This is a genomic window from Pseudoduganella aquatica, assembly GCF_009857595.1.
Taxonomy (GTDB): domain Bacteria; phylum Pseudomonadota; class Gammaproteobacteria; order Burkholderiales; family Burkholderiaceae_D; genus Rugamonas; species Rugamonas aquatica_A.
In genome coordinates, this window is the sequence record NZ_WWCU01000023.1 from 18,702 (window position 1) to 31,314 (window position 12,613).

Sequence of the window (12,613 nt, forward strand, 5' to 3'; positions counted from 1 at the left end):
AAGTTGGAATGAAAAAAGCCGGTCGGCGACCGGCTTGTGTTGGCGAACTGTCCAGTTAGTTCTGCATCGGTTCGACCGACACGCGCAGGCGCACGCGCTGGCCCGGGTCGTGCGACATGATGCTGGTGTAGTTTCGGCCGCGGTAGTCATAAGTCACTTCGTAGCCGTTGGTGCGCGATTCCCAGTGGTCCACGGTGCGGCACTGTTTTACCGCCTGCTCGCTCACGCCGCCGGGCTGGGCGTTCTGGTTGTCCACGCGGTCGCCCACCACGGCGCCGGCAATCGCGCCGGCTGCGGCGGCGGCGGTGCGGCCGTTGCCGCTGCCGATCTGGCTGCCCAGCAGGGCGCCGGCGATGCCGCCGACGATGGAGCCGCCCGCGCTGCGCTGGGCCGGCTGCTGCACCTGCACGTATTCAGTGCGGCATTCCTGGCGCGGCATATTCACTTGCTCCACCTGCGGCTGCACCCGCACCACGCGGCCGTAATCTTCGAATTCCGTCGCTTGCGCCAGTGGCAGCGCGCACAGGCACAGGGCCGACAGGAGCAGTTTGGATGGCATGTTCATGTGATACCTCTTGTTGGTGTTGGATGGTCAGGGTATGCAATCCGCTAGCGAGGGATGGCTGCATACTATGGTAATCCCGCCGTTCCCGGGATAACAGTTCTCATGGCAACAAATTGTAACAGCGCGCCAAAAGCCGAGGAAATGTTCTATTTCTTACAAAACTTGCGTGAGATATCACTTACGTGTTGATTAGCAGGATACAAAACGTTACCCTAACAACCGTATGGGATCAGATTGACATAGAGAAACGCGACTGCCGCCGGCGCAATGACCCGCCCGTGGCCTCCATGTACCGGTAACCGATAGAGTGCCATAGCGAAAAGCAAACCGTACATTAACAGGTCGATTTGAGGGAAAAATGAGTTTGTTGATAACTGTGCCGCCCAACCTTGTCCAGTCCATTCGCGCATTTCGTGTCACCGATCTGCAAGACGAGGCAGCCCGCCTGGGGCAGCACTTTTTATACGCGCATTGCAATGCCGGCCTGACCAAGCAGCAAGTACTCGGCATCATCGCGGAATCGTTTCTCTTCCCCAAACCGTGCGGCAAGAACTTCGAAGCGCTGCGCGTGACCTTGACCGATACCATGGCCAAGGCCGGCGAGCAGACCGGCTTTCTGATCGTGCTGGAACAGTTGCCGAACACCCAGAAATTCGACCGCGAAGCGCGCGAGTGCCTGCTGGACGTGTTCCGCGACGCGGCCGACTTCTGGGCCGAGAAGAAAGTGCCGTTCCGCGTCTTCTATTCCTTCGAGTAAAGCGGCGCCCAACGCCGTTTGGAAGGCCCTGTCCGCGACGCAGGTATAATAGCGGGCTATGAAAAATATCGTCATCCTCATTTCTGGACGCGGCAGCAATATGGAAGCCGTGGTCCGCGCTGCGCAAGCCGAGCAATGGCCGGCCCGCATCGCGGCTGTCATCAGCAACCGCGCCGACGCGCTGGGCCTGGCTTTCGCCGACGAGCACGGCATTCCGACGGCCGTGGTCGCCAACAAGGACTACCCCAGCCGCGAGGCCTTCGACGCCGCGCTGCAACAGGTGATCGACGGCTACCAGCCGGACCTGGTGGTGCTGGCCGGCTTCATGCGCATCCTGACCCCGGCGTTCACCGCCCATTACGCAGGCCGCATGCTGAACATCCACCCGTCGCTGCTGCCGCTGTTCCCGGGGCTGCACACGCACGAGCAGGCGCTCGCGGCCGGCATGAAGGAACACGGCGCCACGGTGCATTTCGTGACCGCCGAACTCGATCACGGCCCGATGGTGGACCAGGCCTCCGTGCCCGTGCTGCCGGGCGACACGCCGGCCACGCTGTCAGCGCGCGTGCTGGTGCAGGAACATACGCTGTATCCGCGCGCCATCCGCTGGTTTGTTGAAGACCGGCTGACGATAGCGGACGGCAAGGTCATCGTTGACCACAACAAGTAATTAACCAAGGAATTCCATGAGATTGCCACCAGCGATACTCGCCAGCACCGAAGAAGTGCTGCGCGAGATTTTGCGCTTTACCGCACCCGCCGACAGCACCCTGTCGCGCTACTTCAAAGACCATCCACGCCTGGGCGGCCGCGAACGCGGCGCCATCGCCGAGGGCGTGTATTGCGTGCTGCGCAACCGCGCCTTCTTCACCGACCAGTCGGAAGCGGGCAGCGGCGCCACCATGCGCCGTTTGACCCTGCTGGGCCTGGCCGACGCCGTGGGCGCCGACGCGCTGGGCGGCGTCACGCCCGAGGAGCTGGAGTGGATCGAGCGCGTGATGCAGATCGACCGCAAGCTGATGCACAAATCGATGCGTTCCAACATGCCCAAGTGGCTGTTCGAGAAGCTGGTGGCGCAGTTTGGCGAGGAAGACGCGCTGGCGCTGGCCGACGCGCTCAACACGCCGGCGCCGCTGGACCTGCGCGTGAACAGCATGAAAACCGGCCGCGATGAAGTGATCGCCGAACTGGCGCAAGCGCCTATCGTGGCCGAGCCGACGCCTTACGCGCCGCTGGGCCTGCGCGTGCTGCGCAAGCCGCAGCTGCAGAACCTGCCGCTGTTCAAGAGCGGCGCCATCGAAGTGCAGGACGAGGGCAGCCAGGTGCTGGCCCAGATCCTGGGCGCCAAGCGCGGCGAGATGGTGGTGGACTTCTGCGCCGGCGCGGGCGGCAAGACGCTGGCGCTGGGCGCGCTGATGCGCAACACCGGCCGCCTGTACGCCTTCGACGTGTCGGAGAAGCGCCTGGCCAAGCTCAAGCCGCGCCTGGCGCGCTCGGGCCTGTCGAACGTGCATCCGGTGCAGATCGCGCACGAGCGCGACGCCAAGATCAAGCGCCTGGCCGGCAAGATCGACCGCGTGCTGGTGGACGCGCCGTGCTCGGGCATGGGCACGCTGCGCCGCAATCCGGACGTGAAATGGCGTCAGGCTGAAGGCGCCATCGCCGAGATGCACGACAAGCAGGTTGCCATCCTGGCCGGCGCAGCGCGCCTGGTCAAAGGCGGCGGCCGCCTGGTGTACGCCACCTGCTCCTTCCTGAACGAGGAAAACGACGACGTGGCGGCCGACTTCCTGGCCAACCACCCGGACTTCGAGCTGGTGCCGATGAGCAAAGTGCTGGCCGAGCAGAAGATCGCGCTGGAAATGGGCGACTACCTGAAGCTGCTGCCGCACAAGCACCAGACCGACGGCTTCTTCGCCGCCGTGTTCGAGCGCAAGCCGATGCCGAAGAAGGCCAAGCCGGCGCCTGACGCCGACGAGAACGGCGACGCGGACAGCGCAGACTAAGTAAGATGGGGCCGGCCGCTGAGCTGGCCCTTTTTCCATCCATCCAGTGAGAACGATGAAGCAAGAACCCCTGAAGAACCTGATTTCCGATTTGATCGCCGACCTGCGCGACCCCGGCCTGATGTGGCAGGTGGGCGCCCTGATGCTGGCCATCGTGCTGGGCTATATGCTGTCCGGCCTGCTGCGCAAGCGCGTGGCGGCGCGCGAGCCCGCCACCGGCATGGCGCGCTTCGGCATGGAGAGTTTCAGCCGCGTGATCGGCCCGCTCGCCATCGCCTGCCTGATCTTTGTTGCCCAGCTGGTCTTGGCGCGCTACCAGAAAGTGCATCTGCTGAAAGTGGCGCTGCCCATCTTCGGCTCGCTGGCGGCGATCCGCTTCGTGTTCTTCCTGCTGCGCCGGGTATTCGCGCGCCGCGGCGGCGAAATCGGCGCCACCATGCTGACGTTCGAGAAGATCTTCCAGCTGCTGGTGTGGGCCGGCGTGGCCATGTACATCACCGGGCTGTGGGACGACGTGTTCTTCTACCTCGACCACACCATGCTGCCGCTGGGCAAGCACAAGGTGACCATCGCCGACATCCTGCAGGCGGCGATTTCCGTGGTGGTGCTGCTGATGCTGGCGCTGTGGGCCGGCGCGGCGCTGGAAGAGCGCCTGATGGGCTTGCAGACCGTGCATTCCAACCTGCGCGTGGTGCTGGCGCGCACCGGCCGCGCCATCCTGATCGTGGTGGCGGTGCTGGGCAGTTTGTCCATGGTGGGCATAGACCTGACTGTGCTGTCCGTGTTCGGCGGCGCGCTGGGCGTGGGCCTTGGTTTGGGCTTGCAGAAGATCGCCAGCAACTACGTTTCCGGCTTCGTGATCCTGCTGGACCGCAGCCTGACCATAGGCGACATGATTACGGTGGACAAGTACAGCGGCCGCGTTACGCAGATCAACACCCGCTACACGGTGCTGCAAGGCCTGGACGGCGTGGAGTCCATCGTGCCGAACGAAATGCTGGTGTCGGGCGCGGTGCAGAACTCCTCGCTGTCGAACAAGAACCTGTGGCTGAGCACCAAGGTGTCGGTGGCTTACGACACCGACGTGGACTTCGTGCTGGGCTTGCTGGAGCAGGCCGCGCTGACCGTGGCGCGGGTGGACAAGGACAAAGCGCCTTCGGCCACGCTGGTCAGCTTCGGCGCCGACGGACTGGACCTGCAGGTGGGCTGGTGGATAGCGGATCCGGAAAACGGACGCGGCGGGGTCACATCGGACGTCAACCGGGCCATCTGGAAAGCTTTGCAGGAGCACAAAATATCCGTGCCTTTCCCGCAGCGGGAGATGCGCATTATCGGTCCGCTCATGTTGCCGGAAGACTCAGAAGCGCTTAAAAAATAATCAGTGACGGGAGGCAAGCCACTCAAAGCAGGGTTGTTTCAGCGTACAATTACGCCCAACAATAGAAATTCCGGCGGGCAGTTTTTGGCTGCGCCGGCGCATGGGACACCCTCTTTGGAGTAGTAATGACCTTTAGTTTACAAACTGTACTCGATTTCCTGAGCAACGGCATCACCGGCGCGTCGGGCTGGCAAGTGTTTGCCTACACGATGATCGTCACCCACATCACCATCGCCAGCGTCACCATCTATCTGCACCGCCACCAGGCGCACCGCGCGCTGGAGCTGCACGGCATCCCCAGCCATTTCTTCCGCTTCTGGCTGTGGCTGACCACCGGTCAGGTCACCAAGGAGTGGGCCGCCATCCACCGCAAGCACCACGCCAAATGCGACACCGAGGAAGATCCGCACAGCCCGGTCACCCGCGGCATCAAGAAAGTATTCTGGGAAGGCGCCGAGCTGTACCGCGCTGAATCCAAGAACATGGAGACCATGGAGAAATACGGCCATGGGACGCCGGACGACTGGATGGAAAAGAACGTCTACACCAAATACAGCTGGATGGGTGTGGTGCTGATGGCCGTCATTAACCTGGCGCTGTTCGGTGTTATCGGTGCGACCGTATGGGCCGTGCAAATGATGTGGATTCCAGTGACCGCCGCCGGCATTATCAACGGCATTGGCCACTACTGGGGCTACCGCAATTACGACTGCGCCGATGCAGCGACCAATATTATTCCATTCGGTATTATTATCGGCGGCGAAGAGCTGCATAATAACCACCACACCTTTGCCACCTCGGCCAAGCTGTCGTCGAAATGGTATGAAGTGGATATCGGCTGGTTCTATATCCGCACGCTGGAAACCATGGGCCTGGCCAAAGTTAAGAAAGTGGCGCCTGAGCCGAAATTCCAGCATGGCAAATTGGAAGCCGATCTGGAAACGCTGCAATCGGTTATCGCCAATCGCTACGACGTGATGGCCAAATACGCCAAGTCGATGAAAAGCGCCTGGAAAGAAGAGCTGGAGCATTTGAAAGATAAAGCGCAGCTGGAAGCGCGTTTCCTGAAATCGTCGCGCAAGTTCCTGACCCGGGAGCCGGCCAAACTGGAAGCGCCGCAAAAGCAGCAGCTGGTGGAATTGTTCGAGCACAGCAAGGCGCTGGAAACCATGCACAATATGCGCGTGGAATTGGGCGTAATCTGGGAGCGTTCGCATTTCACCCGCGACCAATTGCTGCACAAGCTGCAAGACTGGTGCACCCGCGCGGAAGCGTCCGGTATTAAATCCCTGCAGGACTTCTCCCTGCGCCTGCGCAGCTACGCATAAGCTGCTTCAGCGCTCCAAACCAAACGGCCCGTTCGGGCCGTTTTTTATTTCCCATCGTATTACTGGCACCGCCGTAGGGCGGGTTAGCGGGCCGTGCCCGCGTAACCCGCCAACTCATGCGCCTCGACGGCACTGGCGGGTTACGCGCACGCGCTAACCCGCCCTACGCAATTCGGCGATATCACGTTCAATTCATGCCAGTTCCTGGCTTGTTCGTGCTTAAAACGGGCTTAAGCTGCTTGCCTGGCGCCGGGGATCTGCTAGTATGGGCTGGTTGCTTTTTATGAAACTGGAGCGGAGTCGATGAGGAATCAATTTGTGGGCAAGCTGGTATTGGTAGCGGCCGGTATTGCGGTGCTGCTGGTGCTGACGCCATTTGCCATAGTCCCTGCCGGGCACCGGGGCGTATTAACGACCTTTGGAAAACCATCTCCCGAAGTATTTGATGAAGGCCTGCATTTCCGCTGGCCTATTGCGCAGAGCATGCATTTGGTCGGCGTGGCCATTGAAAAAGGCGAAGGCGAGGGCGATGCCGCTTCCAAGGATTTACAGACCGTTAAAACCAAGGTGGTCATCAATTACCACGTCCGCCCGGATGCCGTGGTGGCGGTGTATCGCGACCTGGGCAATCAGCCCGGCGAACGTATTATTGTTCCTGCCGTGCATGAAGCGGTAAAAGCCGTCACCGCCCGATATACGGCGGAAGAATTAATCTCCAAGCGCGCGATAGTCCGCAATGATATTGTCGATGCCTTGCGTGAAAGAATGGCGCGGCATGGGCTGGTGATCGATGAATTCTCCATCGTCAGTTTTAATTTCAGTAAAACCTTCGATGAAGCCATTGAAGCCAAAACCACAGCCGAGCAATTGAAAATGAAAGCGGAGCGGGATTTGCAGCGGATAGAAGTGGAAGCGCAGCAGAAAATAGCGCGCGCCAAAGCGGAGGCGGAATCGCTTTCGCTGCAACGCCAGCAAGTGACGCCGGAGTTATTGCGCCTGCGTGAAACGGAGAATCAAGCCAAGGCGATTGAGAAATGGGACGGGAAATTGCCTGCCACGATGGCCGGCGGTGCAGTGCCGTTTATCAGCCTGCCAGCCAAGCAATAAAAAAAAGCCGCTCAGTGAGCGGCTTTTTTCATTGAAACAAGGATCGATTACTTGATCTTGGTTTCTTTGTACAGAACGTGCTTGCGTGCCTTAGGATCAAACTTCATGATCTCCATTTTGGTAGGCATGGTGCGCTTGTTCTTGTCGGTGGTGTAGAAGTGACCGGTACCTGCGGTCGATTCCAGCTTGATTTTGTCGCGGCCAGTTTTTGCCATGATAGTTGCTCCCTATTAGACTTTTTCGCCGCGGGCACGCATGTCGGCCAGGACGGCGTCGATGCCGACCTTGTCGATTACGCGCAGACCGGCGTTGGACAGACGCAGGGAGACCCAGCGATTTTCAGATTCAACAAAAATACGACGGTTCTGCAGGTTAGGCAGGAAACGACGTTTAGTTTTGTTGTTTGCATGGGAAACATTGTTGCCGACCATCGGCTTCTTCCCAGTGACTTGGCAAACACGTGCCATGGCGCACTCCTTGAATAGATTCCACAATTGGAAAAAACAAGAGTATATAGAAAAAACTGAGCTTTTTCAACGACTTGCGAAAAACAATTGTGTCACGATCTAGCTGTGAAATTTAACAATTGTAAAATCCGCCTCCAAACCCTTGTTTTTCATAGGTAAACTGGGCTATGGGCCTGTCGTTTTCACAGCTGTCCGTGCTCGGCGAAGGAGTGCACCTGATGGCCTGCGACGACGAAATGGTCGAGGATGCGCACGTCCACCAGCGCCAAAGCCTGCATCAGCGCCCGCGTCAGCAGCATGTCGGACTCGCTGGGCTCGGGCGTGCCGGACGGGTGGTTATGGGCCAGCATCACGCTGGCGGCGTTGCGCGCCAGCGCCTCGCGCACCACCTCGCGCGGATACACGCTGGTATGCGATAGTGTGCCGCGAAACAGTTCGCGCGAGTCGATCAGGCGGTTCTTCACGTCCAGGAACAGGACGTGGAAGGATTCGTAGGGCTGGGCGCCCAGTGTCAGGCGCAGGTATTGTTTGACGGAGGCGGGGGAACTGAGCGTCTGTCCGGCTTGCAGCTGTTCGCCGACGGCGCGGCGCGCCAGCTCCATTACGGCCTGCAACTGGGCGAATTTGGCCGCGCCCAGGCCGGGGATGCTGGAAAACTCGCGCAGCGTGGCGGCGAACAGCGCTTGCAGGGAACCGAAGTGGCCCACCATGTCGCGCGCCAGCTCCACCGCATTTTTGCCGCGCACGCCCACGCGGAGGAAGACGGCCAGCAGTTCGGCATCAGACAGGGCGTTGGCGCCCTCGCGTATCAGGCGCTCGCGCGGGCGCTGGTGTTCCGGCCAATCGGCAATTCCCATGCTGGACCTCGCAATGCCGGGAAGGCCCGGCCAAGGTTCCATTGTTGTCGGATTGTTAGCGGCGGCGTTTGTGCCTGCGCAAGCAGGCGTGAAGTTTTTACCGCGCCAGGGCGGGCGGAGTTGTCATCGCGCCAGCGCGAAGGCGCCTGCGGCCACCAGCGCCATGCCCAGCATGCGGGTCGGCGTCATGGCTTCGCCGAGCACGGCATAGCCTATCAGCAGCACGGTGGCCATGGTGATGGCGGTCATCAGTGGGTAGGCCAGCGTCATCGGCAGCTTTTGCAGCGTGATGGTGTAGCAGACGAAGCCCAGGCCGTACACGGCGCAGGCGGAGCCCAGGTAGGCCAGCCGCGTGATGCTCCAGCCGTCTCCGGCCTGGTGCGACAGTTTGATGAGGAAAGTGGCGCCGGCGCTGGCCAGGGAGGCCAGTGCGCACCAGAAATAGCCGTTGAGAAGTGTGTTCATAATGTCAATGGTATCACGCGGCCAGGCGCGGTTCCGCCTCCCCGCCGCCGGCGCTGCGTCCCAGCCAGGGCGCCAGGGCGGCGACGGCGAAGGGAATCAGCATGGGGTAGAGGCCCCACACGGCGCGCCCGTCTACCCGCACCGACAGCGCGGCGTACAGCGGCGGCAGCGCCAGCACCAGCAGCAGGCGCTTGAAGGGCTGCAACTGGGGCGCGGCGCGGCGCATGCCCAGCAGGGCCAGCGGCAGCGCCAGGCCGGCCGCCAGCGCGATGGAGGCCAGCGAGCGCGTATCGCCCAGCGCCGCCAGCAACTGTGCCATGCTGGGCTTCCAGACATAGCTGGGCAGGCCGCCTATGATCCACCAGCGCACCGCCAGTATCCATGCGGCAGCGGCGGCCGGGGCCGCGAGGCCGGCGCGCCAGCCTATCTGGCGCGCTGCAAGCAGCCAGAACAGCAGAACGATGTTTTCCTCGCGCACGCCGGTGCCCACCACGCCGGCCAGCGCCGCCAGCCAGGGCTGGCCGGACACCAGGGCCAGCACGAAGGCCGCGCGGGCGCACACGGAGCCGGGGTCGACCAATAGATAGGGCGCGTACCAGAAGGTGGGAACCGACAGGATCAGCAGCAGTCCGGCGGCAAGGGCGCCGCGATGGCCGTAGCCCAGGCGCCAGGCGCTGAGTGCCGTCATGCAGGCGGCGGCCGACACCAGTAGCCAGTTCAGCAGCGCAAAGCTGCTGCGCACGTCGCCCGGGATGGCGGCGGCGGCGGCCGGCACCAGCAAGCGGTAAGGGAAGGGGGCCACCAGCGCGCTGGCGGGGACTTCGCCGCGCAGGTAGCGCGCGGTATTAAAGTAGTGCAGCGAGTCCTCCACGGTGCCGCCCCAGCGCCACCACATGACGGCAAGGGCCAGCGCGGCAAAGCCGGCGGCGGAGGCCAGCAGCGGCCGCCACGGGCTGCGGACGGCGGTTTGGGAGTAGTCGTGGGGGGCGGGGAAGAGGAAGTTCAGTAAATTCATCATGGCGCGCGCATTTTATGCGATATGGCGGGCAATGGCGGATTTGCTAACATTCGGAAACACTTGCGGCTGGCAGGCCGGGCGCGCGGCGCACTGGGCCGCCGAGTGGCTTACAATAGCGTTTTCAAGTTTTTTGCCCATCATGTCCAACGCACAACCTCCTGTCGTCACCGCATCGGCCTACCTCACGCTGCATTACCGCCTCGCCACCGTCGACGGCGCCGATATCGTCACCACCTTCAACGGCACTCCCGCCACGCTGATGCTGGGCCAGGGCCAGCTGGCGCCGGTGCTGGAAGAACTGCTGCTGGGCCTGCCGGAAGGCACGCACAAGACCTTCGACCTGGAACCGGGCGTCGGCTTCGGCCCGCGCAACCCGGATTTGGTGCGTCCCGTGTCGCGCGCCACGCTGGACGCGAACTCGGTGCCGGGCGCCGACTATAAAGTGGGCGACCTGGTGGACTTCGCCGCGCCGGGCGGCGGCCGTTTTGCCGGCGTGCTGCGCGAACTGGGCGAAACCGAAGCGCTGTTCGATTTCAACCATCCGCTGGCGGGCCAGCCGGTGCGTTTTGAAGTGAACCTGATTTCCGTGCTGTAAAAAAGGACTAAGTATGGACAAAGAAATCCTGCTGGCGCAGCCGCGCGGCTTCTGCGCCGGCGTTGACCGCGCGATTGAAATCGTCGAGCGCGCGCTGAAGCAGTTCGGCGCGCCCATCTATGTGCGCCACGAGATCGTGCACAACGCCTACGTGGTGGAGGACCTGCGCGCCAAGGGCGCCATCTTCATCGAAGACCTGGCCGACGTGCCGCCCGGCCACACCCTGGTGTTCTCGGCGCACGGCGTGTCGAAAGCGGTGCGGGCCGAAGCGGAAGCGCGCGGCTTCAGCATTTTCGACGCCACCTGCCCGCTGGTGACCAAGGTGCACGTGGAAGTGGCCAAGATGCGCAAGCAGGGTTGCGAGATCGTCATGATAGGCCACGACGGCCATCCGGAAGTGGAGGGCACCATGGGCCAGGCCGACGCCGGCATGCACCTGGTGGAAACCGTGGCCGACGTGGCCAAGCTGCAGGTGGGCAATCCGGACGCGCTGGCCTATGTTTCCCAGACAACGTTGTCGGTTGACGACACTACCGAGATTATCGCGGCGCTGAAACAAAAATATCCCAATATTATCGAGCCGAAGAAGGGCGACATCTGCTACGCCACCACCAACCGCCAGGAAGCCGTGAAATTCATGGCGCCGCAGGTGGAAGTGGTGATCGTGGTGGGCAGCCCGAACAGCTCAAATTCCAACCGCCTGCGCGAGGTGGCGGACAAGATGGGCACCCCGGCCTATATGGTCGACAATGCCGCCCAGATAGACGCCGCCTGGCTCGCGGGCAAGCAGCGCGTGGGCGTGACGGCGGGCGCGTCGGCGCCGGAAGTGCTGGTGCAGGCCGTGATCGACCGCCTGAAAGAGCTGGGCGCGCGCAGCGTGCGCGCGCTGGAAGGCGTGCAGGAGTCGGTCACCTTCCCCATGCCCAAGGGACTGGACGGTGAGAAAACCATGACGGTAGCGAATTAAATTCGGTGAACTTAATTTTTTTTCGATATTAGTTTTCGTTAAACCTCGCTATTATTGCGGACGCTTGTAATAGTAGATCGATGCACAACAGCGTCATTCAATGGCGGCACTACGGGGATAGCCTCTCCGGGTGCCGTTTTTGTTAACTCAAGAGGCAATTCCACGATGGATACATTTATCCAACAACTGATCAACGGCCTAGTGCTGGGCAGCATGTATGCGCTGATCGCACTGGGCTACACCATGGTGTACGGTGTGCTGAACCTGATTAACTTCGCCCACGGCGACGTGCTGATGGTGGGCGCCATGGCGGGCCTGACCATCCTGAACCAGCTCAACCACTATTTCCCCGACATGCCGGGCTATCTCAAGCTGGGCATCGCCATCCTGGGCGCCATCCCGGTCTGCATGGCCGTCAATGTGCTGATCGAGCGCGTGGCTTACCGCCGCCTGCGCAACGCGCCGCGCCTGGCGCCGCTGATCACCGCCATCGGCGTGTCCATCCTGCTGCAAACCTTCGCCATGATGATCTGGGGCCGCAACCCGCTGCCTTTCCCGCAGCTGCTGTCGTCCGACCCCATCATGCTGGGCAACTCGGTGATTACGCAAACGCAGGTGCTGCTGCTGGTGCTGGCCGCCGCCTCCATGTTCGGCCTGGTGATGCTGGTGGAGAAAACCAAGATGGGCCGCGCCATGCGCGCCGTCGCGGAAAACCCCCGCGTGGCCGGCTTGATGGGCGTGGACTCGAACAAGGTCATCGTCGCCACCTTCGCCATCGGCGCCGCGCTGGCGGCCGTGGCCGGTGTGATGTGGGGCGCCAACTACGCCTCCATCCAGTTCGCCATGGGATTCGTTCCCGGCCTGAAAGCCTTCTCGGCCGCGGTGCTGGGCGGTATCGGCAACATCTATGGCGCCATGATAGGCGGCATCGTGCTGGGCATTATTGAAAGCCTGGGCGCCGGCTATATCGGCGACCTGACCGGCGGCTTCCTCGGCTCCAACTACCAGGACATCTTCGCCTTCGTGGTGCTGATCCTGGTGCTGACTGTGCGTCCGTCCGGCATCATGGGCGAACGCGTGGCCGACCGCGCTTAAGAAAGGAC

At 62.0% G+C, this 12,613-nt stretch carries 15 protein-coding genes; 9 read left to right on the plus strand and 6 right to left on the minus strand.

Features of this window, described 5'->3' with window-relative positions; genetic code table 11:
• Window positions 1-55: 55 nt before the first annotated feature.
• Entirely contained in the window at window positions 56-565 is a 510-nt protein-coding gene (locus GTP77_RS18960) for a glycine zipper 2TM domain-containing protein (protein ID WP_161073713.1), read from the minus strand.
• Window positions 566-923: 358 nt separating this feature from the next.
• Here GTP77_RS18960 and GTP77_RS18965 point away from each other — a divergent pair, with 358 nt between their 5' ends.
• From GTP77_RS18965 to GTP77_RS18990, 6 genes are all read left to right on the plus strand, one after another.
• Complete coding sequence (locus GTP77_RS18965; RefSeq protein ID WP_057157449.1) at window positions 924-1,322, plus strand: barstar family protein; 399 nt, start codon at window positions 924-926, stop codon at window positions 1,320-1,322.
• A gap of 58 nt (window positions 1,323-1,380) precedes the next feature.
• The gene (gene purN / locus GTP77_RS18970; RefSeq protein WP_161073714.1) at window positions 1,381-1,992 is read left to right on the plus strand and encodes a phosphoribosylglycinamide formyltransferase; all 612 of its coding nucleotides are present in this window, start codon (window positions 1,381-1,383) and stop codon (window positions 1,990-1,992) included.
• 16 nt (window positions 1,993-2,008) lie between these two features.
• Entirely contained in the window at window positions 2,009-3,328 is a 1,320-nt protein-coding gene (locus GTP77_RS18975) for an RsmB/NOP family class I SAM-dependent RNA methyltransferase (RefSeq protein ID WP_161073715.1), read from the plus strand.
• A gap of 55 nt (window positions 3,329-3,383) precedes the next feature.
• The gene (locus tag GTP77_RS18980) at window positions 3,384-4,706 is read left to right on the plus strand and encodes a mechanosensitive ion channel family protein (protein ID WP_161073716.1); all 1,323 of its coding nucleotides are present in this window, start codon (window positions 3,384-3,386) and stop codon (window positions 4,704-4,706) included.
• 125 nt (window positions 4,707-4,831) lie between these two features.
• Window positions 4,832-6,034 carry a DesA family fatty acid desaturase gene (locus GTP77_RS18985; protein WP_161073717.1) on the plus strand — a complete coding sequence of 401 codons (1,203 nt, stop codon included), beginning with the start codon at window positions 4,832-4,834 and terminating at the stop codon, window positions 6,032-6,034.
• A gap of 318 nt (window positions 6,035-6,352) precedes the next feature.
• Window positions 6,353-7,141 (plus strand): prohibitin family protein, encoded by a 789-nt coding sequence (locus tag GTP77_RS18990; protein WP_223149370.1) that lies wholly within the window; start codon window positions 6,353-6,355, stop codon window positions 7,139-7,141.
• Between the two features lie 47 nt (window positions 7,142-7,188).
• Here GTP77_RS18990 and rpmG read toward each other — a convergent pair whose 3' ends face one another.
• The 5 genes from rpmG to GTP77_RS19015 form a co-directional block, all read right to left on the minus strand.
• Window positions 7,189-7,356 carry a 50S ribosomal protein L33 gene (rpmG, locus tag GTP77_RS18995; protein ID WP_056393804.1) on the minus strand — a complete coding sequence of 56 codons (168 nt, stop codon included), beginning with the start codon at window positions 7,354-7,356 and terminating at the stop codon, window positions 7,189-7,191.
• Window positions 7,357-7,371: 15 nt separating this feature from the next.
• A complete protein-coding gene (rpmB, locus tag GTP77_RS19000; RefSeq protein ID WP_008451488.1) occupies window positions 7,372-7,608 on the minus strand; it encodes a 50S ribosomal protein L28 in 237 nt (78 codons plus the stop codon).
• A gap of 182 nt (window positions 7,609-7,790) precedes the next feature.
• On the minus strand, window positions 7,791-8,465 hold the full coding sequence (gene radC, locus GTP77_RS19005) for a RadC family protein (protein ID WP_161073719.1): 675 nt from the start codon (window positions 8,463-8,465) through the stop codon (window positions 7,791-7,793).
• Between the two features lie 123 nt (window positions 8,466-8,588).
• Window positions 8,589-8,930, minus strand: coding sequence for a DMT family transporter (locus GTP77_RS19010; protein ID WP_161073720.1), 342 nt, complete (start codon window positions 8,928-8,930; stop codon window positions 8,589-8,591).
• A gap of 13 nt (window positions 8,931-8,943) precedes the next feature.
• Complete coding sequence (locus GTP77_RS19015; RefSeq protein ID WP_161073721.1) at window positions 8,944-9,948, minus strand: hypothetical protein; 1,005 nt, start codon at window positions 9,946-9,948, stop codon at window positions 8,944-8,946.
• A 139-nt stretch (window positions 9,949-10,087) separates the two neighbouring features.
• Here GTP77_RS19015 and GTP77_RS19020 point away from each other — a divergent pair, with 139 nt between their 5' ends.
• The 3 genes from GTP77_RS19020 to GTP77_RS19030 all read left to right on the plus strand — a co-directional run bounded on the left by GTP77_RS19020 (window position 10,088) and on the right by GTP77_RS19030 (window position 12,605).
• Complete coding sequence (locus tag GTP77_RS19020) at window positions 10,088-10,543, plus strand: FKBP-type peptidyl-prolyl cis-trans isomerase (protein WP_161073722.1); 456 nt, start codon at window positions 10,088-10,090, stop codon at window positions 10,541-10,543.
• Window positions 10,544-10,556: 13 nt separating this feature from the next.
• Entirely contained in the window at window positions 10,557-11,510 is a 954-nt protein-coding gene (gene ispH, locus GTP77_RS19025) for a 4-hydroxy-3-methylbut-2-enyl diphosphate reductase (RefSeq protein WP_161073723.1), read from the plus strand.
• A gap of 165 nt (window positions 11,511-11,675) precedes the next feature.
• Window positions 11,676-12,605, plus strand: a complete 930-nt coding sequence (locus tag GTP77_RS19030) for a branched-chain amino acid ABC transporter permease (RefSeq protein ID WP_161073724.1) — start codon at window positions 11,676-11,678, stop codon at window positions 12,603-12,605.
• Window positions 12,606-12,613: the final 8 nt, after the last annotated feature.

Bases quoted from the DNA above. Each gene is read 5' to 3' on its own strand.
- GTP77_RS18975 (WP_161073715.1), top strand. From the start codon at position 2,009: ATGAGATTGCCACCAGCGATACTCGCCAGCACCGAAGAAGTGCTGCGC.
- purN (WP_161073714.1), top strand. From the start codon at position 1,381: ATGAAAAATATCGTCATCCTCATTTCTGGACGCGGCAGCAATATGGAA.
- GTP77_RS19010 (WP_161073720.1), bottom strand. From the start codon at position 8,930: ATGAACACACTTCTCAACGGCTATTTCTGGTGCGCACTGGCCTCCCTG.
- rpmB (WP_008451488.1), bottom strand. From the start codon at position 7,608: ATGGCACGTGTTTGCCAAGTCACTGGGAAGAAGCCGATGGTCGGCAAC.
- radC (WP_161073719.1), bottom strand. From the start codon at position 8,465: ATGGGAATTGCCGATTGGCCGGAACACCAGCGCCCGCGCGAGCGCCTG.
- rpmG (WP_056393804.1), bottom strand. From the start codon at position 7,356: ATGGCAAAAACTGGCCGCGACAAAATCAAGCTGGAATCGACCGCAGGT.
- GTP77_RS18960 (WP_161073713.1), bottom strand. From the start codon at position 565: ATGAACATGCCATCCAAACTGCTCCTGTCGGCCCTGTGCCTGTGCGCG.
- GTP77_RS18980 (WP_161073716.1), top strand. From the start codon at position 3,384: ATGAAGCAAGAACCCCTGAAGAACCTGATTTCCGATTTGATCGCCGAC.
- GTP77_RS19020 (WP_161073722.1), top strand. From the start codon at position 10,088: ATGTCCAACGCACAACCTCCTGTCGTCACCGCATCGGCCTACCTCACG.
- GTP77_RS19015 (WP_161073721.1), bottom strand. From the start codon at position 9,948: ATGATGAATTTACTGAACTTCCTCTTCCCCGCCCCCCACGACTACTCC.
- ispH (WP_161073723.1), top strand. From the start codon at position 10,557: ATGGACAAAGAAATCCTGCTGGCGCAGCCGCGCGGCTTCTGCGCCGGC.
- GTP77_RS18985 (WP_161073717.1), top strand. From the start codon at position 4,832: ATGACCTTTAGTTTACAAACTGTACTCGATTTCCTGAGCAACGGCATC.
- GTP77_RS19030 (WP_161073724.1), top strand. From the start codon at position 11,676: ATGGATACATTTATCCAACAACTGATCAACGGCCTAGTGCTGGGCAGC.
- GTP77_RS18965 (WP_057157449.1), top strand. From the start codon at position 924: ATGAGTTTGTTGATAACTGTGCCGCCCAACCTTGTCCAGTCCATTCGC.